Origin of the sequence: Guptibacillus hwajinpoensis, assembly GCF_020171785.1 — a bacterium.
GTDB classification, from domain to species: Bacteria; Bacillota; Bacilli; order Bacillales; family Guptibacillaceae; genus Guptibacillus; species Guptibacillus sedimenti.
In genome coordinates this window covers 100702-124796 of record NZ_JAIVAE010000003.1, presented here as the reverse complement: position 1 = coordinate 124796, position 24095 = coordinate 100702, and the positions used below count along the sequence as shown (strand labels likewise).

22 protein-coding genes and 1 pseudogene are annotated in these 24095 nt (G+C 40.0%); 2 read left to right on the top strand and 21 right to left on the bottom strand.

What is annotated here, in order from left to right; all coding sequences use genetic code 11:
- Positions 1–63 precede the first annotated feature (63 nt).
- Positions 64–951: a LysR family transcriptional regulator gene (locus tag LCL91_RS04640; RefSeq protein ID WP_224880381.1), complete on the top strand. Its 888-nt coding sequence runs from the start codon at positions 64–66 to the stop codon at positions 949–951.
- Positions 952–1065: 114 nt separating this feature from the next.
- On the opposite strand, the pseudogene LCL91_RS22180 reads toward LCL91_RS04640, so the two are convergent.
- The 11 genes and pseudogenes from LCL91_RS22180 to LCL91_RS04585 form a co-directional block, all read right to left on the bottom strand.
- Positions 1066–1314 (bottom strand): annotated as a pseudogene (locus LCL91_RS22180) (OsmC family protein); the annotation flags it as partial.
- 21 nt (positions 1315–1335) lie between these two features.
- A complete protein-coding gene (locus LCL91_RS04630; RefSeq protein ID WP_098443728.1) occupies positions 1336–1530 on the bottom strand; it encodes a hypothetical protein in 195 nt (64 codons plus the stop codon).
- Between the two features lie 22 nt (positions 1531–1552).
- The gene (locus LCL91_RS04625) at positions 1553–2536 is read right to left on the bottom strand and encodes an aldo/keto reductase (protein ID WP_224880380.1); all 984 of its coding nucleotides are present in this window, start codon (positions 2534–2536) and stop codon (positions 1553–1555) included.
- A gap of 58 nt (positions 2537–2594) precedes the next feature.
- Positions 2595–3575 (bottom strand): alpha/beta hydrolase, encoded by a 981-nt coding sequence (locus LCL91_RS04620; RefSeq protein WP_224880378.1) that lies wholly within the window; start codon positions 3573–3575, stop codon positions 2595–2597.
- Entirely contained in the window at positions 3562–4206 is a 645-nt protein-coding gene (locus LCL91_RS04615; protein ID WP_224880376.1) for a GNAT family N-acetyltransferase, read from the bottom strand. The genes LCL91_RS04620 and LCL91_RS04615 overlap by 14 nt, the downstream gene beginning before the upstream one ends.
- Before the next feature lie 46 nt (positions 4207–4252).
- Complete coding sequence (locus LCL91_RS04610) at positions 4253–6055, bottom strand: IucA/IucC family protein (RefSeq protein WP_224880374.1); 1803 nt, start codon at positions 6053–6055, stop codon at positions 4253–4255.
- Between the two features lie 15 nt (positions 6056–6070).
- The gene (locus tag LCL91_RS04605; protein WP_224880372.1) at positions 6071–7393 is read right to left on the bottom strand and encodes a lysine N(6)-hydroxylase/L-ornithine N(5)-oxygenase family protein; all 1323 of its coding nucleotides are present in this window, start codon (positions 7391–7393) and stop codon (positions 6071–6073) included.
- Positions 7386–7949 carry a GNAT family N-acetyltransferase gene (locus tag LCL91_RS04600; protein ID WP_255639901.1) on the bottom strand — a complete coding sequence of 188 codons (564 nt, stop codon included), beginning with the start codon at positions 7947–7949 and terminating at the stop codon, positions 7386–7388. The genes LCL91_RS04605 and LCL91_RS04600 overlap by 8 nt, the downstream gene beginning before the upstream one ends.
- Positions 7930–9672, bottom strand: a complete 1743-nt coding sequence (locus tag LCL91_RS04595; RefSeq protein ID WP_224881212.1) for an IucA/IucC family protein — start codon at positions 9670–9672, stop codon at positions 7930–7932. The genes LCL91_RS04600 and LCL91_RS04595 overlap by 20 nt, the downstream gene beginning before the upstream one ends.
- A 32-nt stretch (positions 9673–9704) precedes the next feature.
- Complete coding sequence (locus LCL91_RS04590) at positions 9705–11213, bottom strand: pyridoxal phosphate-dependent decarboxylase family protein (RefSeq protein WP_224880370.1); 1509 nt, start codon at positions 11211–11213, stop codon at positions 9705–9707.
- The gene (locus LCL91_RS04585) at positions 11210–12565 is read right to left on the bottom strand and encodes an aspartate aminotransferase family protein (RefSeq protein ID WP_224880368.1); all 1356 of its coding nucleotides are present in this window, start codon (positions 12563–12565) and stop codon (positions 11210–11212) included. The genes LCL91_RS04590 and LCL91_RS04585 overlap by 4 nt, the downstream gene beginning before the upstream one ends.
- A gap of 325 nt (positions 12566–12890) precedes the next feature.
- Between LCL91_RS04585 and LCL91_RS04580 the strand changes: the two genes are divergently transcribed.
- Positions 12891–13484 (top strand): DUF6944 family repetitive protein, encoded by a 594-nt coding sequence (locus LCL91_RS04580; RefSeq protein WP_425589664.1) that lies wholly within the window; start codon positions 12891–12893, stop codon positions 13482–13484.
- A gap of 61 nt (positions 13485–13545) precedes the next feature.
- On the opposite strand, the gene LCL91_RS04575 is transcribed toward LCL91_RS04580, so the two are convergent.
- The 10 genes from LCL91_RS04575 to LCL91_RS04530 form a co-directional block, all read right to left on the bottom strand.
- Positions 13546–14022, bottom strand: coding sequence for a GNAT family N-acetyltransferase (locus LCL91_RS04575; protein WP_224880363.1), 477 nt, complete (start codon positions 14020–14022; stop codon positions 13546–13548).
- A 92-nt stretch (positions 14023–14114) separates the two neighbouring features.
- Entirely contained in the window at positions 14115–15305 is a 1191-nt protein-coding gene (locus LCL91_RS04570; RefSeq protein ID WP_224880361.1) for a thiolase family protein, read from the bottom strand.
- A 13-nt stretch (positions 15306–15318) separates the two neighbouring features.
- Complete coding sequence (locus LCL91_RS04565) at positions 15319–16467, bottom strand: acyl-CoA dehydrogenase family protein (RefSeq protein WP_224880359.1); 1149 nt, start codon at positions 16465–16467, stop codon at positions 15319–15321.
- A 15-nt stretch (positions 16468–16482) separates the two neighbouring features.
- Positions 16483–17328: a 3-hydroxyacyl-CoA dehydrogenase family protein gene (locus LCL91_RS04560; protein WP_224881210.1), complete on the bottom strand. Its 846-nt coding sequence runs from the start codon at positions 17326–17328 to the stop codon at positions 16483–16485.
- A gap of 34 nt (positions 17329–17362) precedes the next feature.
- Positions 17363–17785, bottom strand: a complete 423-nt coding sequence (locus tag LCL91_RS04555) for a PaaI family thioesterase (RefSeq protein ID WP_224880357.1) — start codon at positions 17783–17785, stop codon at positions 17363–17365.
- Complete coding sequence (locus tag LCL91_RS04550; RefSeq protein ID WP_224880355.1) at positions 17786–18559, bottom strand: enoyl-CoA hydratase/isomerase family protein; 774 nt, start codon at positions 18557–18559, stop codon at positions 17786–17788.
- 20 nt (positions 18560–18579) lie between these two features.
- A complete protein-coding gene (locus LCL91_RS04545) occupies positions 18580–19446 on the bottom strand; it encodes a 3-hydroxyacyl-CoA dehydrogenase family protein (RefSeq protein WP_224880352.1) in 867 nt (288 codons plus the stop codon).
- A gap of 5 nt (positions 19447–19451) precedes the next feature.
- A complete protein-coding gene (locus tag LCL91_RS04540; RefSeq protein ID WP_224880350.1) occupies positions 19452–21068 on the bottom strand; it encodes a long-chain-fatty-acid--CoA ligase in 1617 nt (538 codons plus the stop codon).
- A gap of 36 nt (positions 21069–21104) precedes the next feature.
- Positions 21105–22106, bottom strand: coding sequence for a TAXI family TRAP transporter solute-binding subunit (locus tag LCL91_RS04535; protein ID WP_224880348.1), 1002 nt, complete (start codon positions 22104–22106; stop codon positions 21105–21107).
- A gap of 13 nt (positions 22107–22119) precedes the next feature.
- A complete protein-coding gene (locus LCL91_RS04530) occupies positions 22120–24087 on the bottom strand; it encodes a TRAP transporter permease (RefSeq protein WP_224880346.1) in 1968 nt (655 codons plus the stop codon).
- Between the last annotated feature and the right edge of the window lie 8 nt (positions 24088–24095).

Below are 24095 nucleotides of genomic sequence, written 5' to 3'. Positions count from 1 at the left end.
TATGCCATAAGGTTATAATTCAGAATTTTGCATAAAATATCGCAGCAGTAGGAGTGATTAGGTTTGGAGATTCGTCATCTTGAGTATTTTTCAGAAGTGGCGAGACAGCTAAGTTTTACAAAAGCAGCATCGACACTTCATGTGTCACAACCATCGATTAGTAAAGCCATCAAGAATCTGGAAACAGAGCTTGGCATCCCCCTTTTCTATCGTTCCAAGCAATTAGAATTGACTGATGCTGGTAAGGCTGTTTTGGTCAATGCCCAGCATGTTCTGCATGCTTTTCAAAACCTAACAGCAGAGCTCTCAGATATTACAGAATTAAAAAAGGGGGAAATCAAAATTGGGATCCCCCCTATCATCGGTGCAGCTTTTTTTTCAAAGATCATCAGCCAGTTTAAGGCACTCTATCCTACAGTAGAAATTCTACTTACTGAAGTAGGGTCCAAAATGATAAAACAAGGCGTTGATGACGGTTCTCTTGATATTGGATTGATCTGTAACACACCTTTAAAAAATAGTAGTTTTGAAGCAATACAGGTTATCAAAGATCCGCTCATGTTAATTGTTCATGATGAGCATCCGTTAGCAGTGTACTCTGAAATCCACCTTGCTGATCTCGAATATGAGCCCTTTATTTTGTATCGAGATGACTTCACTTTATATGATCGAATTCTAGAAGAATGCTCGAAGAATGAATTTTACCCTAACATCGTCTGTCAAAGCTCACAAAAGGATTTTATGATTGAAATGGTAGAAGCGAAACTGGGTATTGCACTTCTACCGAGTAAAATTGCCAATTCAATCCATAATGAGAGAATTAAAACATTAAAGCTTAGACACTCTAATTTAAACTTAGAACTCGGATTGATTTGGAAACGAAATAAATATTTGCCTTTTGCTGTGAAAGAGTTTATTAATCTAGCTGAACCGGTTGTTGAGCTGAAATAATACACGGATTATTTCATTAGTAATCTGTGAGTCTGATCTTATGAAATTTTTCTAGAAAATCCAATATCTCCAATAAGAAAGGCTGATGAATGGTTTTATTCATCAGCCTTTCATTTATTCTTCTATAATCTCCCAATCATGTTCAAAAGCGACGGAGTCTTTTAACGTTTGGGCTACAGGACATCCTCGTTCAAACACATTAAGCGCTCTTTCAGCTGCATCCCGCTTCTCAGAAGGAATAATTAACTTATAATGACAGCGGATTTTTGTGATTTTAAGAACGCCATCTGGCGCTTCAATGATTCCTTCAAACTTTCCTGATACCTTATTTGGATAAGTTGGTATGTGGCGCGCTTCCAGCGCACCGGATAATGTACCGGTTAGTCAGCCGCCAGCTGCTGCAACAATATGATCGAGGGTCGAAGGTTGTTCTACCTCCGGTGTGGCTTTGTAAAAATCTTTTACACCACCATGTACTCCATAGTGTATAGGTTCTTTGAAATCAGCGATATAAGCTCGTCGGCTTTTATCTTTATCTTGCTCAATCCGAATATTAGCAATTTCAATTGGGTTTGCCATCTTTAAAACTCCTTTCCTTTATTTAATAAGCTCCTCTAATTAGTCCATGAACTTCTTGCTCATAGAACGCTTTAAGCTTCTCCATCTCTTCTTTCGTAAAATCAGGAACTTCTACCGCTTTAAGATTCTGTTTCACCTGGTCACTATTTTTAAAGCCAGGAATAACACAAGAGACTTCCTTATGTTCAAGGATCCATTTTAAGGCTGCGGTTGTCATGCTCTCTCGATCTCGAGCAATCCAATCGATTTCATTACTTAATTCAACCCCTTTTTCAAATTCAATCCCTGCAAAGGTTTCCCCAACATTAAAGGCTTCTCCATTTCGATTAAAGTGACGATGGTCGTCTTCTTCGAATGATGAGTTTTTCTTGAATTTCCCAGTTAATAACCCGCTTGCAAGTGGAACCCGAGTAAGGATTCCTACCCCTTGTTCATATGCTTTAGGAAACAACTCTTCTAAAGGTTTTTGTCTAAAAAGGTTGAAAATAACTTGCAATGCGCTAACCCTTGGATAGTCGAGACATAGCAGTCCTTCTTCTACGGTTTCAACACTAACACCGTAATAACGTATTTTTCCTTCTTCCTTTAACTTATCTAATACTTGAAATACAGCTCCATCTTTTAGTATTTCAATTGGTGGACAGTGGATTTGAAAAAGATCAATCTGATCGCGTTCCAATCGTTTTAAGCTTGCTTCACAGTATGAACGCACACTTTCTTCAGAGTAAGTAGCTGGATCATGGATATCTCCTGCACGACAAAATTTCGTTGCAATATGGATCTTATCTTCCTGTCCTTTTGTTGCTTTCGCAAGAAGTTTTTCACTATGACCATCACCGTATACATCTGCTGTATCAAAGAAGTTAACCCCAGCATCGATCGCGTATTGAAGTGATTCAAGAGCTTGGGCGTCATTTGTCTTGCCCCACGCTCCGCCGATGGCCCATGTACCAAAACTAACTTCACTTACCTTTAAGTCGGTTTGTCCTAACTGTCGATACTTCATAATTCCCCTCCATTAACAAAACCTGTCATTACATGGTAGTTTCCCTTTAGTTAACGGATTAAACCGGTTTCATAGATGGAGTTTTTGCTTCACTATCATAAAGAAATTCTTTCATATGAAGAAGCATCTGATCAACAGCCGATTTAGCCATGTCAACTTCTCCAATCATATTGATAAAACTATGAACAAGTTTTTCATACTGAAGGTGGGTAACGTTTACACCATTTCTTTTTAGTTTATTCGCATAAGCTTCTCCCTCACTTCTTAAAGGATCATATTCAACAGTAACGATTAAAGCTTGAGGAAGATTTTCAGCTATCTGATCTTCTACTTGTAAAGGAGAAGCAAAAGCTTCCTTACCATCATTTGAGGCTTTAAGGTAATGGTGCCAAAACCATTTCATTTTCTCAGATGTTAAATTAAATTGGTAATCTTCAAGATAAGAAGGAGAATCAAATGCATAATTTGTGACTGGATTAATTAAAAATTGATGATGAATCGCTACTTTTTGATGAAGGGCAATACAAGCGGCAGCAGCCAAATTCCCACCTGAAGATTCCCCACCAATAGAAAGCCTGTTGATGTCTCCCCCAAACGATGAAATGTGCTCAACTGTCCAGAGCACGGCATCAATTGTATCCAGCAATGCAGCAGGATATTTGTGTTCAGGCGCAAGTCGATACCCTACAGAAATCACGATACACTTGCACTTCTCTGCTATGTATTGACAAAATGATTCACAGCTATCAAGTGATCCAAAAACCCACCCGCCACCATGCATGTAGATGAATACAGGAAGATGATGAAAACCTTCTGGTTGATAAATACGAATTGGGATTTGATGGCTGCCAATTCTTGTTTCCTCTGAGTGTATTTGATTTGAAGGCAGAGGCTTAAAATATGCGCGAGCTTCGTCGTAATAATAACGTGACATTTCTGGTGTTAGTAATTCAAGAGGAGGATGTTGCAACTCCTTCATTCTTGAAGCGATTTTCTTAAGTAGTTTTTCTGATTGTGGATCAAGTTTACGATGATCCATGTTTGACCGCCTCATTAAATACTTCCCACTCATGATCTGGGGAATTTAATAGATGAAATGAAGAAGTGATGTTGGAGTCACATATGTTTTGATGAAAATCGTTCCGATTTGCAATCACGAGTTTTGCTCTTTTTTCATTGATTTGAATGTCTTTTACCACATTCCCGCCCAGTTTTTTAAGTATTGGAATGACGATCCTATTTCGATCATCTGGCTCTCCAATTATTCTGTTTGCACCAAATTTTTCAAACAAAAACAAAGTCATCGCTCGAATAATGGCTTCTCCATCATCTTTGTTTAATAGTCGTCTCGGTCCTATAAGCAAATGCATACCTAAATCCCTCGGTTCAATTGAATAATAGCTTCTAATTGGATCCTGCCTAACATCGTAACCAATGACGTAACAAACAGGTTCATCATTTAGATAGCCCATAAAAACGCGCTTATGTCGTGACGAAATCGAGTTTTCAACCCAGACTTTAATTTCTTCAAGTGGCAAATTTAACTTCCAAAATGGATAAATGTGTTTCTGATGCATCCATTCGTGTAATAAAGGAACATCTTCTTCATGGACCGGTCGAAAAGAAAGGGTTCGACCGGATTCTTCGGTGATCGTGCATTCATACGCCATTCTACCTATCTCCTTAAAAAGGACGGGGGGCACCCCCGTCACTCTGTTAGTTTGTTACGCTTTTATAATTTGAAAGTGCATTATTAACTTTACCGAACTCTGATGCGTGCGGCCGATCATCTCCAGACGAATAACCTTCTTGGACCATGCGATTTCGATTAAGACATAGCTTTGTAAATGATGGTTGGAAGAAATCAAAAAGCTTAAACCGCTCTTCTAAGTGAGGAAACCTAGCTTGATATGAATGAATCGTTTCCGCGAGAATCTTCCAAAATTCATCTTCAGACATCATTTCATTATGCTCTAGAATGTTTGTTAAATAGCGCAAATGGCAAATAAACAATCCTGTGAAAATAAACTGCGTAAGACCTTCTGGCGGTTCACTGCGAAGAACCTCTCTCAATTCTGGTGACAATCCTCTTAACTCCTCGATCGGTTGATCACTAATATTCACGTCATCTACGAAATCTTTTACAGCGAGTCGGCATGGTTTGTACTCTTCTAATACGAGAATAGTGTTTTGTCCATGTGGCGAGAAAACCGTGCCATACTGGTACAGATAATGCAGCAGCGGTTTCATCGTGACATCCAAAAATTGAGTGATCCATTCTTGCGTCGAAATCCCTGATTTTTCGATCATACTTTGAATATAGGGTTTACCGTCATGGTCTTCATATAGCAATGCAGCTAATGTAATGGCTTGTTCTCCTTCTTCAAGGTATGTGTAGATGCTTTCACGAAAAATAACCCCAAGCATTTCTTTGTATTGATACGGTGCATGTTCTAGCCTATGATAATAAGGATGATCAACGTTAATACTTGCAATCTCACCTGGTAAAATAACGTTACATTCCTCTTTTAAGAAGGAGTCGTTTTCATAGATTCCTTTTATAAATTCAGTGATTTGCGGTGCGATGAGCGTTCGTTCTGTAGGTAAGCCCCGATAGACGAGGGTATTTAAAATGCTCATTGGCAACTTAACATGATGCTTGTCTCGATGAGATTGGTTGACAAACGTACGAATGGACTGCTGAGGGAGGTAAGAGTCACTAGATTCCCCGAGCGGTACAATCGTTTGATTTGCAATTTCTTCTGCAAAATTCTGAATCAAAACATTTTTCCACTGCCACTCATGAACTGGCATGAAGAGGAAGTTAGTAGGATCTAGCTTTTTTGATAGTAAAACCTCATTGAAATGTTGAAGGTCATCATGACTAAGCTCAGAATTGATGAGCGCACCAAAAGTTAGGTCGTTAACGGATTGAAAAGAGCTAATTTCACGACTAACTCCGATCCAGGAAAGCTTTACTTCATTTTGTTGTTCAGGGGCAAAGTCCAAGTAATCATCGTAGCCAAATCCAATCCTTCCTTTGTTATAGGTGATCCAAGGGTGACCAGTCATATAGCCTTCTAATCTAGCATAGTCTTCCTCAACTAAATCATCAGAGGAGACGGGATTTGATAACAGATGAGCATCTGCAATGAGGGTTTGATTGATTTCTTTTATTAAGTGAGCTGTCGTTTCAGCCGACATGCCGATCAGCGGTTGAATATCAAGAAGAAAAGCGATGGCTCCTACCTTCTCTTCTTTTCCGTCAGAAAAGAGACGAATCGATTTCCAATCAACGTCGAAGCTATCAAATAGACGAGTTGCTGCATGGAACTGATAGGTTTTCTTCACAGAAACACGTAGCTCAAAAAGGCTATGGTTTTCTTGTTCTTGAATGATTTCAGGTGTAATCATATCCTCGTACATAAATTCTGAAAGCATTTTTCCGAGAAGTTTATGATTCACTAATTCCCAGCTTTCTTTTGATAAAATACGATCTAAGTCTTTATCAGAGAACATACCTTTCACCACTTTCTAATTAGTTGTTAATGCAGGTTTTTTGACCACTCCAAAAGATTGGAAGACATTTTTTGACTGAATGGGATAAACTTCTTTCTTAGCGATTTGGTTAATAATCACGGCGTTTCGATGAGCGCCAAGACCAAGGTCAGGTGCTCCGACTCCATGAGTGTGAAGTTCACCATTTTGTACAAAAATCTCATTTCCACTGTTATGTTTCGTGCCCAAACGATAATCTTCTGTAATTTCTAGACGATTTTTTGGGTCTCTATTTAATAGGGATTCCGGCAAAAAGCTTGGCATGTTCTGTATGTAACCAGTCCCAAGAATGATGACTTCAGATTCAAAACCAAACGATTCTTTTGTCACGGTATGACTTCCTTGCACGCTGCATACGTCTCCATTCATCTCTAGATGGTTTATTTGGCTCATTGCTTGTAGATGCGCCGGCTGTTGATTTCCGATCGATTGCTCATATAAAAGATCATAAATTTCAGAAATCGTTTCCGCGCTAATACCTTTATAAAGCAATGCTTGATCTTTCAGTAGCCCATCTTTCTTTTCTTGTGTAAGTCTGTAAAAGAAGCCCGTGTAATCTGGCGAAAAATATTCAAGACCAAGTTTAGAGTATTCCATTGGGAAAAATCCGTTTGATCTTGTATACCAACTTAATTCATAATTGTGCTTATCTTGCTCTTTGGCCAAGTCTAAAAAGATCTCAGCTGCACTCTGACCTGAACCGACGACAGCAATCGATTTTCCTTGTACAGCTCGCTCTTTCTTCTCCATGTAATCTGATGAATGAAAAACCGTTTCACTGAGCATAGACTTGAAAGGTTTAGGAACGGAAGGTATTGAACCTATCCCCATTACGATATGTTTTGTTAGAAACGTTTCAATTTCTAATGTTTTAATATGCTGAACTTGCACAAGATAAACGGATGCTCCTTTTCCTGATTGATGTAATGAAACATCCACCACCTCATAACCAAATCGGCATGAATCAAGTTGCTTAGATACCCATTGACAGTAGTGATTGTATTCTTTTCGAGGGATATGAAACTTTTCCAAAAAATAAAAATGATACATGCGATTATGAACTTGTAAATAGTTTAGAAAGCTAAATTTGTTTTTTACGTCCGCCATGCTGACCAGGTCAGCGAAAAATGGCACTTGTAAAGTGGTTCCATCAATCAGCATGCCAGGATGCCAATCAAACTCTTCTTTCCGATCAAACAGAAGGACATCTACCTCATCAAGCTCGTCTGTTAAGGCAGCAAAACTAAGGTTAAATGGTCCGATCCCTATCCCAATGGCATCATATACGTGTTCACTCATTCCCCCACTTCCTTTCAAACTGATCACGTTCACAAATCATTAATAACCCTGTTTTATCAGGAAGCTTAATCGGTTTTTGCGGTCGAAAGCCACATTTTTCAAACACATGAATCATTTTCTTATTTCGAATGTCTGGTTCAGCAATCACTCTTTTTGTCCGCCTTTCCTTCAGTTGTAAAGACACCATTTCTCTAAGAAGCGGAAGTGCGTATCCCTTACCGAGGAAGTCTGTTTCTCCAATTAAGAGATGAATACCTTGATCATAAGGTTTATTTTCATACATGCCTTCCATAATATCTCCTTCTACCCAGTACGCTTCCCAGTAGCTGATTGGTTCGTTATTTATAAGACCGAGGTAAAGGTTCTGATGCTCGTCTTTTAATGCTTTCAGCAAATGACGTTTATAGGCTTCTATCGGTATATTTAATTGCCAGAAGGGCGAAACATGTGATTCGTTCATCCACCGATGAATCATATGTACATCGCGTTCAAAGCTCACTTCAGAAAAGGAAATGGTTTTATATTCTTGATCTACTTCAACGTGCTTGTGAGCCATTTTCTACTGCAACCCCCTGAGCTATTGGATTAGTCACCATTGTATAAACCGATTGTGTCTCCAGTGATCCCACCAGCTCATCCATGTCATAGAAGCGAGTTAGTAAATTTGCTTTGCACGGCAAAACTGGCTCTTCTAGTAAACTTTTCACAAGAGATGATGACGCCTCATACCGTAGAAGACGATCTCTTAAGAGATTTATTAGGTGTTGTTCGCTAATCAATCCGTTCACTCCAAATGCATTGATTAAGCCGAATAAATGATTAAAAAAGAAATAATAGCGAAAACGTTCATTTGCTACTTCATCAGTACAAATGGTATCGCTTTTCTCATTTAAATCTGGAAGAAGTTTTGAGAGTTTATCCGCCATAGATTCACTGAAGTAATAACCCTGATTGTCTCGATAATAGAAGCTTGATGGATAACCTTCCGATAATTTAATGACAGAATTCTGCTGATGTGCTTCAAGAGCAATACCGTAGTTGCGATAAAGCCATAGCATCGGATCAAGAGAGAGAGACAAATAGCGATCAAACCATTCTAAACTTACTTTTTCAATTGCACGTCCTTCTCTTCTTGCAATTGAAGTAATAATCGCATGTAGACGAGCTTTCCCGTCATATGGATGATCCTGGCAAAGAGCAGCGACTAAGCTTGTGTTTTCGCTATTTTTGTAGAAAGGATTCTCTCGAATGACAACAGCAAAACCATCTTCAAGGTCCGGAATTGCGACATTCAAATAAGCGGGATCACGAATTATCTCAAACATTGGGTGAAAGCTCTTTAGTTCTTTTCCTAACACTGTTTTCAATAGTCTAGAAACTTCAACGCCTCGATAAAGTTCTTTTTGCTGATTAACTCGAAGTGAGTTTGTTATTTTAACGGGAACCGAAAATTTCAGCATATAGTTAGACTGACGACTGTAAAGCGTTCTAAATGAAGAAGTAGCCGTATACATCTTCCCCACTGGACCGAGATAATCAAGTTTCCCTTTTTGAATATAGTGAACCACATGTTTATTTTTTAAGAGAACATTGACTTGAAGGGGGTGCACAGGTATAAGAACCCAATCTTCAAATTGATGAAGCCATTCTTGATTAACGGATTCATCCGCTTTTAATTCTTCTCTCACCAGTTCACTTGCGGATAGTGATAAACTTGAATCTTCTAAGATGAGGGAAGGATGAACACTAAAATAGTGAAGTTGAAATTCACCATTTAATTCAGGTGAGTACAGCCGATCTTCTTCTAGTGATAACCCTTGTTTGCTTTTGGGTGTTGGGTGTAGCAGATGCCCAAGTAAGAGAGACTGTTCTGCTTCAATGTAATCAAATGTTTCATCCGATAAGCGCTTATTGTCTTTGTATCTTTCTTCAATATACGATTTCATGTTTTGACAGCTTAATATGATCCGCATGATCAATTCATCTTCTGCATCTAATCGTTTCTGATCGATCAGGAGTTCTTTTACAATTAATGTGGTTAATGTCAGATAATCAAGCGGGTTAAATGCGCCATTTTCGATGCGATAAACCAATGGGAATTCAAAGATATGTCGTCCAGTTAAAGACCAATAAGAGATTGGTAAAATCAGCTCAATTCCCTGGTTTTCTAGTAAGCAGGAAATGAATTTCGGAGCTGATAAATCTCGCAAAGCTTCAGGTTTTTCTATTTCAGTAAAATGGCTAGTTTCGCGTAAATAACAATTTAGGAAGCTCTGCATCGTAGCTTGTTCTGCATAGTCTTTGGCAAACTTCACGTGTGTTCCCTCCATTTCCATCCTAGCGTTTGAATTTCTTCTACAATCTCATAAATGTGCTTCATTTTTGTTCTAGGATTAAGCATAGTGAATTTTAAATAGGTTCGACCATTCACCGATGTTTTAGCAATGGCTGCTTTGCTCTCGTAGAGCATTTCTTGCTGTATTTTTCGATTTAACTTGCACACATCTCCGGTTGAAGTCTGTGGTTCAAATCGAAAAATAACCGTGTTGAGTTCTGGGTTTTTGTTTTCAACTTTAATATTAGGTTGGTGAGATAAGTAATTCGCTGTTTCTTGAGCCAGATAAAAGGTCGCGTCAATCATTTCAGAAAAAAGTCTGATTCCAACGGTCTTCAGTGAGAGGAAAAGTTTAAAAGCATCAAATCTTCTAGTTGTAACAATCGATTTATTGACTAGGTTTGGAATTCCCTCCCCGTCATCCTCAATTGGATTCAAGTAATCAGCGTGATGATTCAGAAAACGAAAGGACTGGCTGTTTTTCACAAGAAAAGCGCCACATGAGATTGGTTGATAGAAAAGCTTATGAAAATCAACTGTAATGGAGTCCGCCGCTTTAATCCCTTCTAGCTTCCAATTGTAAGATTCAGAGAGTATAAGTGCTCCACCATATGCCGCATCGACATGGAACCATAATTCTTCCTCTTTTGCGATCGTGGCTAATTCAACTAAAGGATCGATGCTCCCGAAATCAGTCGTGCCACAAGTTCCGACAAGTGCAAAAGGTAATAGATCTTTTTCTTTTAAATCTATCAATTGTTTTTTTAAGTGCATCGGCGACATCCGGTGGTACTCATCAACTTTTACCGTTATTACGGCGTTCACTCCTAGTCCTAGTTGGGCAGCTGTTTTTTGTACGGTGAAGTGAGCATCCTCAGAGCAAAGAATCCTTAATTTGTGAAATTGGGAGGGTAACCCATCCAGCTTGACATCACGCCCCCACTTGCGATAACAAAATTCATCCCTCGCTAACAAAAGGCCTGTATAATTCGATTGCGTCCCGCCACTTGTAAATGTGCCATCAGAATTGGCTGTATAGCCAAATTTCTTTGTCAGCCACTTGATCATTTCCTGTTCTAAGTACGTGGCAGCGGTGCTTTGATCCCATGAATCAAGAGACTGATTGAAAGAACTAATCACAATCTCCGCCGCAATAGCTGGTATGAGCGGCGGGCAGTGCAAATGGGCGATGCTTTTTTCATGAGAAACTTGAAGACTATTTTTTAGTATCGGTTCCGCTATTTCTTGCAATAGTTCGGTGAAATTTTGAGTTTCATTAGGAAACTTAATCAGTGATGCGATTTCATCTTGAACCATTTTGGGTTGCTTCCCAATGTATGGAGCGGTTGCATCCTGAAAGGTTCGACTGAGGATGGCGATCATTTCGGTCATTTGCTTTTGAAAAGAAGCTTGTCCACTTTCTCCACTATGAAGAAAGAGTTCTTCCATTACTTCTGCTTTAATTTCTTTGTTCGTTAGTGTCATTCGATTGACTCAACAGCAACTTTTACTGCTTCTTCAATAATTGTGAGGACATCTGTCACTTGCTCGTCCGTAATAATCAGCGGAGGTAAAAGTCTTACGACACTGCCGTTTCTCCCTCCAACTTCTAAAATCAAACCTCGACGAAAACATTCTCTCTGAATGAGGCTTGCTAATGCAGGGTGAGATGGATAACTTCCTGAAGAAGATTGAACCTGATTGGGGTCTACAATTTCTACTCCAATCATTAACCCTCTTCCTCGAACGTCCCCAATTTCACGGAACTGGTGTTGCATATCTTTTAGTGCAGCAATCATTCTTTCACCCATTGCAGCTGCATGCTTGTGAAGTTCATGCTCTTTAATAAATTTCAATGAAGCAGTCCCAGCAGCCATTGCCATTTGGTTCCCTCGAAAAGTACCAATGTGTGCACCTGGATTCCACTTATCAAGATCTTGATCATAAATCACAACGGAAAGAGGTAAACTTCCTCCGATTGCTTTTGAAAGCACAATAACGTCCGGTACAATCCCTGCATGTTCAAATGCGAACATTTTACCCGTTCGACCGATGCCTGTTTGAATTTCATCAATAATGAGAGGGATTCCTCTCTCACTCGTGATTCTTCTCATTTCTTGAAGCCATTCAATTGGAGCTGGAACTGAACCTCCTTCGCCCTGTACGACCTCAAGAATCATGGCTGCTGGGGTTAAAATGCCGCTTTCTGGATCATCGAGAAGATTTTCGATATAGGTGCTTGAAACCCTGTGTCCCTCTTCATCCTTCATTCCGAATGGACAGCGGTAGGCATAAGGATACGGCATGAAGTGAGTATCAGGCATTAAGCCTTGAACATATTGTTTAGGAGCATGATTCCCACTGATCGCCATCGTCCCATGTGTAGAACCATGGTACCCACCCTGGAAAGTAAGGATGCTGCTTCTTCCAGTTGCTGTTTTGACTAATTTTAAAGCTGCCTCAATGGCGTCCCCTCCAGTAGGGCCACAAAACTGGATTTTGGCTCGAGTGGCAAATTGTTCTGGTAAGCATGAATACACTTCATTTACAAACTCTTCTTTCACTGGCGTTGTAATGTCTAACGTATGTAACGGTCGTTTATCGTGAAGAATCTTCTCCATTGCTTCTATCGCTACAGGATGGTTATGTCCAAGTGCAAGTGTTCCTGCACCAGCCAAACAGTCATAGTATCGCTTTCCGTCCACGTCTGTAACAAAAATGCCTTCTGCTTTATCAATGGCGATTGGTATCCTTCTTGGATAAGATCTTGCATTTGATTCTCTTCTTTCTTGTTGGTCAAGCAGTGTCTGGTTATTGGCTAAATCTTTAACAGTCATATAGAAACCATCCTTTTTAAATGATAATCATTTTCAATGTGTTGCAAGTAACATTATAAGTGAGAATGATTATCATATTCAATAATACTTGAGAACTATTCTCATTGAATGAATGAGATGTTTGTAGGTCTATTGGAGGTAATAACATCCGTAAAATGGAAGATGAACAGGTTGATTTTTAGTGGGGGTTCCAACTTGAAGAGAAAAAGAGGATGTTTTACTCTACTATGAAGCGATTTGACGATTAATGAATATAGCATACAATCATTGCTTCTAATTACTGAATAAGATGAAGAAATGAAAAGGAGTGGATTAAATTTTGGAGGTGTACGGTGATTCGATTATACTGATAGGTGCTTGGATACAAGTTCTAGGAGCAGGTATTGTTTCGATCGGAAATACACTTGTTGCAATGGGGGAAGAAGGAGAACTCATTGATGAAGTTGGTGGCGACCTGTATGCGATTGGGAATGCGATTGAAGCAACAGGAGATTCTCTTCAAGCCATAGGGCGGACGAACTTGTCAGGTGGTAAGCAAGAGGAAATGCTAGGTATTTTAGGTTCCTGGCTGCAGGCGGCGGGTAACGCTTCTAATGTGGTGGGAGGCGCTCAAGCCATTAGCTTAGATGAAAATGAGGGTCTAACTATTGATATTATTGGAGGCCTGGTTCAAACAATTGGTGCTGGCTTTGAAGCACAAGGTTCAAGCCTAAGTCAATCCGCTTATGCTAGATTAATTACAACAGGATTGACCATACAAACTTATGCGCTCTCAATAGAGACAATTGGGCTTTTGTTTATTAAAAGAAAACGGATCAAACTTGGTGAGAAAATTTTGGCGCTAGGAAGTTATGCTCAAACAGCTGGGACGATCATTGCCGCTATTGGATACTCAAAAGAATTTCAAATTAAATATTAATGTTGAGATGAACTGACTGCTGATTTAACCCTCTATCATTTTTTCAATGATCTCTCCTGTCTCAGCGTTTCAACTTTTTCTCCATCAAGAAGTTTGTCATTTTAGCATCGCTTATTTCAACAGTTTGTTTCTTGATCGTCTGAAAATGTTGTGCTTCAAAAAATGGACGTGCTGTAATGCTAGCCTTTGTGGTGATCTTATTTAACTGCTGACTTCGTGCAGTGGATTCAATTTCTGAGAGAAGCAAAGAAGCAATTCCCGTTCTCTGGAAATAATGATGCACATATAAACGGTCAAGATAGCCGGCTGCGGTCATGTCGATAAAGCCTACAACTTCTCCTTCTTCTTCAGCTACATAAGTGAAATTCCGCTCAAATTCTAGTGCCCATTTTGAATATCTTGTTGATTTAGTTGTTGAATTCACCCATGCATTTACTTGATTCGCTGAATAATCCTGTCGATTAATGATATAAACGGTTTGTTGAAATAATTCGATGATGTGATCTAAGTCTTTAGGTTCGTATGGTCTTATTTTCATTTTTTGACCTCCTTTAATTCGTTATTTTTTTGCTAAATGAGTAGTGTGTAAAGCTGTATAGGCTGAAAAAAAAAGACGGCATCCCGTCTCTTCTAGTTAACCATATTCTCTACCATCATTGCCATTCCTTGTCCACCACCGACGCAAAGTGTGGCGATACCGAACCGCTCATCTCTTCGTTTCATTTCATACATAAGAGATGTTAAAATGCGTGCACCCGTTGCCCCAAGGGGATGACCAAGCGCTATAGCCCCGCCATTTACATTCACTTTATCTGACTGGAGTCCAAGTTCACGGATAACCGCAAGCGCCTGGGCAGCGAATGCCTCGTTTAATTCGATTAATCCGATATCATTTAACTGCTTTCCTGTTCGTTCTAGAAGTTTTTTAACAGCCGGAACAGGGCCAACCCCCATGATCTCGGGTGAAATGCCCGAGGTAGCCCAGTCAATAATTCGGGCAAGTGGTTGAAGTTGTAGTTCACGTGCTTTCGCTTCCGTCATCACAAGCATCGCCACCGCTCCGTCGTTTCTACCGCAAGAATTTCCAGCAGTAACCGAACCGCCTTCTTTAAATACTGCCTTTAACATTGAAAGCTTTTCTATCGTTGTTCCTGGACGCGGATGTTCATCATGATTAACGAGGTTGGTCTGACGTCGTGACTTTACCTCGACCGGAACGATTTCTTCAGCAAAAACGTCATCCTCGATGGCTACAGCCGCGCGTCGCTGACTCTCAGCAGCAAAAGCATCCTGATCCTCTCGAGAAATCTGGTACTTTTCCGCTACGTTTTCTGCGGTAATGCCCATACCTAAATTATTACCATATAACTCGGCCGGTTGTTGACCAGCTTCAAGATTGGAATCTACTAATTTTGTTCTATCTCCGCCAAAGCGGCTGTCGCGTAAATAGATCGGTGCGTGACTTAAGCTTTCCGTACCACCAGCGACGAGAATCTCAGCCTGTCCGGAATGGATTTGTTGAACAGCTGAAGCAATTGCCTGCATTCCAGAAGCGCAAAGTCGATTGATTGTAAATGCGGGTGAAGTAGCAGGTACCCCTGCTCTTAAAGCAGCAACCCTGGCAACATTCGACGACTCTGTTGTTTGACGTACTTCACCAAGGATAACTTCATCAATAAGTTCGGGCGTAATCCCTGCTCTTGCGATTGTTTCTTTAATGGTAATAGCGGCTAGTTCACCTGAATTAAAATTTTTCAACACGCCTCCATAACGCCCTACTGGTGTCCTAACAGCTTCAACAATAACAATCTTTTCTGTCATACCTCATCCTCCTTTAGCTGTACTCTTTTCGAAGTTGACTTGCAATGATGTTCTTTTGGATTTCAGAAGTTCCTTCGTAAATCCGTGTAATACGCGCGTCTCTAAAATAGCGCTCAATTGGATAATCGGAAATGTAACCAATTCCTCCATGAACCTGTAGCGCTTTGTCTGCCACTCTGTTGTAAACTTCTGATCCATATAACTTAAGCATGGCAGCTTCTTTGATCACTTTTTCACCTTGATCCACCATCCACGCGACGCGGTACGTAAACGACCTTAGGGCTTCAATCTCTACTCCCATTTCTGCCACCATGTGAGCGACGGCCTGATGTTCAATAATTGGTACTCCAAATTGAATACGTTCTTGTACATATTCCATGCTTAAATCCAATAGTTTTTGAGATGACCCCAGATTACGCGCAGCGAGCCCAGCACGTCCATTTGCTAAGATTTTCAATGCATTCACGTATCCTTTTCCCACATCACCAAGCACGTTTTCCTCTGGTACTTCACAGTTATCAAAAATAAGCTCAGCGGAGTGGGATCCTTTTAACCCCATTTTTTCTTCAACCGCACCGACCTGAAAGCCTGGAAAGTCCTTTTCTACGATAAATGAAGTAATTCCTTTTGCACCTTTTGATGGATCTGTTGCTGCCATTACGGTAAAAACATCAGCTTCAGTGGCATTCGTAATGTAGTGCTTTGTTCCATTCAAAATATACTTATTTCCCTCTTTAACTGCTGTGGTTTTTAAATTAGAAGCATTCGATCCCGCAGAAGGTTCGGTTAAGGCAAAGGCGCCAATTTTCTTTCCGCTTGCCATATCGGGTAAGTATTTTTGTTTTTGTTCTTCATTGCCGAGTTCAACGATTCCGACAGAGCCAATACCTGTATGAGCACCTATCAGTGTAGTAAAACCATTATGGGTTTTACCTAACTCTTCATAGAGAGCGCATTTTCCAACCATCCCAATACCTAAGCCACCATATTCTTCTGGGATACTTAAGCCGAATAATCCCATTTCTTTAGACATCTCAATGATTCGGTCTGGTATACGATCTTCGCGCTCTATCGTCATGGCAACCTTCTCGACTTCATGTTCAACAAAATTGCGGATGTTGGTTTTAAGAAACTGAATGTCCTGATCGAATTTAAAGTCCATTATTTTCTCTCCCTTTTAATCGTATGTATAAAATCCTCTTCCGCTTTTTCTCCCTAGTCTTCCGGCTTTAACGTATTTCGTTAAAATCGGGCATGGTCGATATTTTTCTCCGAGCGTTTCATACAGATATTGCATGTTACGTAGTCTTGTATCGAGACCAACTAGATCAGCGAGTTCTAGTGGACCCATTGGATGGTTTAGACCTAGTTTTATCGCTTTATCGATATCCTCTGGTGAACCAACACCCTCCATGACCATGTTCATCGCTTCATTGCCAATTAGACAATTCATTCGGCTGACAGCAAACCCAGGAAATTCATTAATTCGCACGCATTCTTTTTCAATCGATTTACAAAAGGCCATAGCCTTGTTAATAGTTTCTTCAGAAGTTTCTAAACCACAAATGACTTCAATTAGCTTCATTTTTGGCACGGGATTAAAAAAGTGAAGGGCAAGACATTGATCAGGTCTCTTTGTTTGGGCAGCGATTTCGGTTGGACTCATGGTGGATGTGTTGGTAGCTAAGATAGCATGATCTGGTGCGTATTCATCGAGTTGTTTGAAGATACTTGTTTTGAGTTCCATTAGTTCAAGAACTGCTTCAATGACTAGATCACGATCCCTGGCAGCTTCAGATAGTTCTGTTGTATAGTTAATTTCTCTAAATCGTTTATCAGCTAATTCTTTTGAAAGAAGCTCTTTACTTACGGACCGATCAAATTGCGTTTTTAGATAAGATTTGGACTTATCTAATGACGCCTCGCTGACATCCTGAAGAATGACCGATAGTCCTGCTGCTGCAGCAGAATAGGCAATGCCTCTCCCCATAGTTCCTGCACCAATCACTGCTATTTTTTGAATTGACACATGCAACACCTTTTTTCTTTAACGATCGTTATTGTTCTTTCGATTTAATCACTTTAAAAGTTCCACTTCCTTTTGCAAGAAGTTTTCCGTTCTCATCCATCACAATTCCTTCACCCATTTTCGTTCGCTTTCCTTCTCCATAGACGAACGCTTTTGCAATAATTTTCCCACTTGTAATTGGAGCAATATAGTTGATGGTCAAGTTAATCGTGATGACAGGACTGCCGATCATAGAACGTATTTTCAAACTAATAATATTGTCGATCATCGTTGCATATACACCACCATGCAGACTTCCATGTGTGTTTAATAGTTTTCTTTCTATTGGTAGCTCAAGGATGACTTCATCTTCAGTAATCGATCGTAATTCAAAACCTAATAAATTGAAAAAGGGACTTGTTTCAAAATCAGTTCTAACATGATCATAAATAGTGTTTGTATTTGTCTCCATTTATTTACCTTGAAAAACGGGCTTTCTTTTCTCAAGAAAAGCTCTCGTTCCTTCGTTTTTGTCTTCTGAAGCAAAAAGAATCGCTTGTGACAGCTTCTCAATGACTAAACCTGTTTTCATATCTGTATCCGCTCCCATATTCACGGCGAGTTTTGCCATCATAACGGCCATCGGACCTTTACTAATAATTTGTTGGGAGATTTCAACTGTTTTTTCTTTTAAGTTTGATATTTCAACAGTTTCAGTGATTAGGCCAATCGCAGCGGCTTCTTCACTTGAAATCAACTTTCCTGTTAAAATCATTTCCAGTGCTTTCCCTCTACCGACAAGTCTTGTAAGCCTCTGAGTACCACCTGCTCCAGGAATAATGGAGAGATTGAGTTCGGGCAAGCCAAATTTGGCATGTGTCGCTGCAACTCTTATGTCACATGCCATGGCAAGCTCGCATCCACCACCCAGCGCATAACCGTTTACCATTGCTATGGTTGGTTTCGTATAGCCTTCGATATAATCATAGACTTCCTGCATGCTTCCTGATTTGAATGCATCATACATGGTTTTCTTTTCAAGTTGTGAAATATCTGCACCTGCTGCAAATGATTTTTCTCCTTCACCTGTGATGATGACACACTTCACTTCGTCCATTTCTTCAAGTTTCTCCAGAGTTTGTTTTAATTCAATCAATGTTTCTTTATTCAAAGCGTTCCTTACGTCAGGACGTGAAATTTTTACATAGGCTAGCTGATCTTCTTGAGTGAAAACGATATTCTCCATATTCAAACGACTCCCATCATTTAAGTTTGATAGCTATAAAAGCCTTTACCTGTCTTTCTCCCAAGTTCCCCTTTGTTTACTTTTTCTTCCACGATTTGTGCTGGTCGATCGGCTTCATTTCCGGACTCTTCATATCGCTGTTGACGTACATAATAATTCACATCGATACCAGTGAGGTCCATTAGTGCAAAAGGTCCGATGGGATGATTTAATGCTTTTGTGCAAACGAGATCGATCTCTTCGTGTGTTGCATAGCCATTCTCAAGTAAGTAAACTGCTTCGTCCATTAGTTTTCCAAGAATTCTGTTTGCAACAAAACCAGAAATTTCTTTTTGCAATAGAACCGGCGTTTTGTGAATGGATTTTACAAATTCGAAAGCGGTATCTGCTGTTTGGTTAGACGTATGAGGTCCTTTTACAACCTCTACTAAATCCATGACGAGCGCAGGATTGAAGAAATGGATGTTGCATACAGCTTCAGGACGGTCCGTTGTGTCTGCTATTTTTGAACTTACGATTGTCGAGCTATTTGTTGCAAGGATGCAATGATTTGGGCAGATTTGATCGAGCTTAGCAAACAGTTCTCTTTTTACTTCTAGCTTCTCAATGATTGCCTCGATAACAAGGTCAACTTCTTTGAAATCGTTTAGAGAAGTACTAAAGTGAATCAAGTGAAAAGCTTCTTCCACCTGTCCTTCTGTCAATTTTCCTTTCTTAATTCTGCGTTCCATATGGCCAACTAGTGACTTTCTGGCTTTATCAAGACTACTTTCTTCTATATCGTTTAAAACAACTGGATAGCCAGCAAGAGCGCAAACCATCGCAATCTGAGCCCCCATGGTTCCAGATCCAATCACACCAACTCTATTAACACGTTCATTTTTCATTATTGTTACCTCCTTATTTCGATCGTTTCTTCATTAATCAATAGCCTTTTGAGTAACTTTCCTACTGTATTCCTGGGCAATGAGTCTCTTATCTCAATTTGCTTTGGAACTTTGTATTTTGTTAAATGCTCGTAACAATAGGCAACGAGCTCTTCTTCTGAAATGGAACTATCTTTAACAACAACGAATGCTTTCACTCTTTCGCCGCTGTATTCATGAGGGACCCCAATAACAGCGGCTTCTTTCACAGAAGGATGTTCATACAGGACGCTCTCGATTTCCTGAGGATAAACATTAAATCCTCCTGTAATAATCATTTCCTTTTTTCGGCCAACGATATAGAAGTAACCATCCTTATCCATCGTTGCAAGATCACCAGTGAGTAGCCATCCGTTTTTTAAGCTCTTACTCGTTTCCTCTGGTTTATTCCAGTAACCTTTCATTACTTGAGGTCCTTTGATGGCGAGCTCTCCAACACTTTTAGGAGGAAGTTCATTTCCATCTCCATCAACGATTTGACAATCTGTTCCTGGGAAAGGGATACCGATACTACCAATCTTTCTTTCACCGAATGGTGGATTTCGATGTGTAGAAGGGGATGTTTCTGACATGCCAAAACCCTCTCCGATGACTGCGCCTGTTATTTCTTCAAAACGATTAATCACTTCAATCGGAAGTGGAGCAGACCCGCTAGAACAAAATTTAAAGCAATTGAGTCCGTATTCCTTTACATCTGGGTGATTAACAAAAGCGTTGTACATCGTTGGTACACCTGGGAAAAATGTAGGCTGTTCTTCCCTAATGATTCGTAACACGTCGTTTACATCGAACTTAGGTACGATAATATTGGTAGCTCCTATATAAATACTTAAATTCATTCCGCTTGTCATGGCGTAAACATGATAAAGAGGGGTTGCCGTTAACGTGACTTCCTCCCCCAGCTTCATCTCATTTCCATACATTAAATGACTCTGGATCACATTAGAAACAAGGTTATAATGTGTTAGCATAGCGCCTTTCATTTTTCCTGTAGTACCACCTGTAAACTGGATGACGGCAATATCATCTTTTGCTTGAATTGGTACGGTTTCATGATCCGATGAGCTGTTTTCAATAAGCTGTTCAATGAAGTGAACATTTGTTGGTAAAATGGAAGAGTTCTGATCTGTAAGAAATAGCTGATCATAAGAGTAGGATTTCATCACAATTTCAAGTTTTTCCAAGTACTTGCTCTCTGTCACGAGATAAGAAAGACCTACCTCGTGTGATATCTCTTCAATTTCCCTGGGCATATACATCGGATTCATCTGTACCACAGTAGCTCCTAACTTCTGAGCTGCATAATAGGCATAGACATACATAGGCTGATTCAGTAACATCAAGCCGATTCGTTCTCCTTTTTTTATGCCCCTTTCATGCCAGGATGAGGCGAGCCGATCCACTTTCTCCTGCAAGTCTATATAAGAGATATGTTGATCTTGAAAACGAAGTGCAATTTTTTGTCCGTATTTTTTCACGCTATCTTGAAGCAATTGGTACACAGAACATTCCGGTAGTGATGGAGAATTGTTCATGACTTCTGGGTAAAATCGGTACCATGGTCGATCGATCAGTTTATCCACTGCCATTCCCACCTTTGAGAATTTCTTTTCCTTTTTTTATTGAATGATCCCTTCTTCTTCATAATATTTCTTTGCTCCTGGATGAAGTGTTTCTGGATCGATCCCATCCAAAGCCGTTTCCAACGTGAAGTTCTTTGCTCTTTGTGGAATTTGTTCCTTGAAGGGATCCTGGTTTTCCCAAAATACTTTCGTCAAGTTATAAACGTAATCTTCTGGTAGGTCTGAGCGTACGCTAAACATCGCAACAAGAGTGTAAGTTGGAATCTCTTCTTCTAGACCTTTATACGTACCTCCTGGAAGGTTGTCATTAGAAATTCCTAATCCTTTATCGCTAATTGCTTTAAGTTTTTCTTCATCAATTGGAATAACCTTAACAGGTTTTGTTACCTCTATCTCCTGAAGAGAAGTCACTTGAGGAGCCCCACCACCAACAAAAACATCGACAATTCCATCTTTTAACATAGAGGCACCATCTGAATAATTACCATAGGAAATCTTACCACCTGCATCCTCAATAGAACCTTCGTCAATCCCGTATTCTTTCATCATTCTCCAGAAGGCAACTGGGCCACCCCCGCCTTTTGGACCTAGGAAGATGTGTTGATCAACGATATCTTCCACCTTATTAATCTCTTCATTATCTGCAAGAGTCGCGATTGTCTGATAAACCGGGTAGAGAGAAGTAAGTCCTGCTACCTGATCTAATTGTTCATCAAAGCTCCCGGTCCCTTTAACTGCGTCAGCAAAATCAGAAGTGTAATGAATACCATACTGGATATCACCAATTTGAAGTGATTTTAGGTTCGAAGTACTGCCGCCTTCAATCTGTGAAACATTAAGTCCAGAAAAGTGATCCATATATAGTTCTGACAATGCAGTCGTAATCGGATACCACCCAGAACCCATAGGTCCAGAACCAACTTTTAAAAACTTATCAGGTGCTTCGAGTCCTTCTCCATCACTAGAAGCACTATTTCCACAAGCTGTCATTACGATTAGTGTAAGCGCTATCAATAGACTAATTAATGATTTACGCATTAAAATCCTCCTTTTATCCACTTATTTCTTGTGGTGAGCTTTTACTGACACGATGAGCACGTTGCCAGATGAACGTGAACACGACAAGAATAAGCCCTATTAGGTCTCCGATTAAGCCAGGCATGACAAGTAATATAGCACTGATAAATAAAATCGTCCTTTTCAATGGCGTGACATGTCCAAACCAATATCCTTCCACTGCACCTGCAAAAAGTACACAGCTAACTGCAGCAGAAAGCAATGCAGTAATGATGGCAGGAATATCACCGCCTTGAAGTAACAATTCGGGGTTATATACAAAGACAAATGGAACAAAAAATCCGCCAAGAGCAATACGAATCGCGTAAAATGCGGTTGATGATGGATTAGATCCAGCAATTCCTGCCGTCGTATAAGCTGTTATTGCAACTGGAGGAGTAAGTCCTGACATTACGCCGAAATAAAAGACAAACATATGGGCAGCCACAACGTTAACATTCATCTCCACTAGCGCAGGAACCCCTAAAACGGCAAGGATGACGTAGGCTGAAACGGTTGGCATTCCCATACCAAGAATGATTGAAGCAATGGCTAACATGATGAGAAGAAGAAATAAATGACCTCCCGCAGTATCAATCATAAATCTCGAGAACGTAAGACCAAGTCCAGTTAGCGATACAGCACCAACAATAATACCAGCAGTCGCACAGGCAGAAATAACGGCTAAAGCGCTTCTGGCACCACTTTCGAGTGAAGCGAGAATATCCAATAAATTCATTCTCGTCATTCTTCTAATCCAGCTTAAGAGAATCGTAGCTATGATTCCATAAAAGCCAGCTTTCATTGGACTAAATCCATCAATCATTAAGTAAATAATCATAATAATTGGAAGAAATAGATAGCCCTGAGTTAGAAGTACCATTCTGGGATCGGGAAGTTGTTCTTTTGGAATGCCTTCCATGTGCAAACGTTTCGCATGGTAATACACGATGAATCCTGCAATTAAGAAGTAAATAATTGCGGGAATTAATGCATATAATGCGAGCGTTATATAAGGGATACCCGTTGTTTCAGCCATGATGAAGACGGATGCTCCCATAATGGGTGGCATAATTTGTCCACCTTGCGAAGCTACTGCTTCAACCGCTGCAGCAAACCGTTTACTATACCCGAGTTTCTTCATTAGAGGAATCGTGAAAGAGCCTGTTACAGCTGCATTGGCCGCCCCATTTCCAGTAATTGTTGCAACCATTGCACTTGCTCCAACTGCAGATAATGCGGGTCCTCCTGCTCGATGACCAAGTGCGCCGAAAGCAAAGTTGGTAAAAAATTGCCCTCCTCCAGAACGCATTAAAAACGCTCCGAAAATCACAAACAAAATTAATACGGTTGAACTGATATAGATAGGAGCACTGAAAATTCCAAGTGTGCCATTAAACATCTGATCCACCATTTTTCCATACCTTACTCCGGGGTGAGCTAGCGCACCAGGAAAATAGGGACCCAAAAAGATGTAGCCCATGAAAAACAACCCAATACATGACATAAGAAAGCCGTTTGTCCTGCGTGTTGCTTCAAGCACTAATCCTATGAAAATACTACCGAGAATGATATCTGTCATGTTTGGGTTCCCTTGCCTACTTTGAATGGCGTCCCCGTGAAGAAGGATAAAACCAGTTTCTACTATTGTTGCTAAAACAAATAGCAAATCAATAAATCCAAATTTCTTTCCTTTTCGAAATGGGAAGATAAGAAAGATTAACAGAAGTGCCCAGACCACGTGGATACTTCTCTGCTGCCACGAGGATAGCGTTCCAAAACCAGCCGTATAAATGTGAAAGAGTGATAAACCAATAGCTAAAACAGATGCTACAAGAATTAGAATTCTTGCTGGATTCCAATTGGCTTTTCTCGTTGACCATATGTCTTCGATATAGGCTGGTTTATCTTTAATAGTTGTATCGATTTTCTGAACGGAATTTTCAGAATAATGTTGACTCAAACAATCCA

Excerpts from the sequence above, each read along its gene's own strand:
- LCL91_RS04595 (WP_224881212.1), bottom strand. The coding sequence starts at position 9,672 with ATGCAGAGCTTCCTAAATTGTTATTTACGCGAAACTAGCCATTTTACT.
- LCL91_RS04615 (WP_224880376.1), bottom strand. The coding sequence starts at position 4,206 with ATGGCGTATGAATGCACGATCACCGAAGAATCCGGTCGAACCCTTTCT.
- LCL91_RS04585 (WP_224880368.1), bottom strand. The coding sequence starts at position 12,565 with ATGACTGTTAAAGATTTAGCCAATAACCAGACACTGCTTGACCAACAA.
- LCL91_RS04630 (WP_098443728.1), bottom strand. The coding sequence starts at position 1,530 with ATGGCAAACCCAATTGAAATTGCTAATATTCGGATTGAGCAAGATAAA.
- LCL91_RS04535 (WP_224880348.1), bottom strand. The coding sequence starts at position 22,106 with ATGCGTAAATCATTAATTAGTCTATTGATAGCGCTTACACTAATCGTA.
- LCL91_RS04605 (WP_224880372.1), bottom strand. The coding sequence starts at position 7,393 with ATGAGTGAACACGTATATGATGCCATTGGGATAGGGATCGGACCATTT.
- LCL91_RS04600 (WP_255639901.1), bottom strand. The coding sequence starts at position 7,949 with ATGGCTCACAAGCACGTTGAAGTAGATCAAGAATATAAAACCATTTCC.
- LCL91_RS04590 (WP_224880370.1), bottom strand. The coding sequence starts at position 11,213 with ATGACACTAACGAACAAAGAAATTAAAGCAGAAGTAATGGAAGAACTC.
- LCL91_RS04575 (WP_224880363.1), bottom strand. The coding sequence starts at position 14,022 with ATGAAAATAAGACCATACGAACCTAAAGACTTAGATCACATCATCGAA.
- LCL91_RS04570 (WP_224880361.1), bottom strand. The coding sequence starts at position 15,305 with ATGACAGAAAAGATTGTTATTGTTGAAGCTGTTAGGACACCAGTAGGG.
- LCL91_RS04545 (WP_224880352.1), bottom strand. The coding sequence starts at position 19,446 with ATGAAAAATGAACGTGTTAATAGAGTTGGTGTGATTGGATCTGGAACC.
- LCL91_RS04625 (WP_224880380.1), bottom strand. The coding sequence starts at position 2,536 with ATGAAGTATCGACAGTTAGGACAAACCGACTTAAAGGTAAGTGAAGTT.
- LCL91_RS04555 (WP_224880357.1), bottom strand. The coding sequence starts at position 17,785 with ATGGAGACAAATACAAACACTATTTATGATCATGTTAGAACTGATTTT.
- LCL91_RS04550 (WP_224880355.1), bottom strand. The coding sequence starts at position 18,559 with ATGGAGAATATCGTTTTCACTCAAGAAGATCAGCTAGCCTATGTAAAA.
- LCL91_RS04620 (WP_224880378.1), bottom strand. The coding sequence starts at position 3,575 with ATGGATCATCGTAAACTTGATCCACAATCAGAAAAACTACTTAAGAAA.
- LCL91_RS04565 (WP_224880359.1), bottom strand. The coding sequence starts at position 16,467 with ATGGACTTTAAATTCGATCAGGACATTCAGTTTCTTAAAACCAACATC.
- LCL91_RS04610 (WP_224880374.1), bottom strand. The coding sequence starts at position 6,055 with ATGTTCTCTGATAAAGACTTAGATCGTATTTTATCAAAAGAAAGCTGG.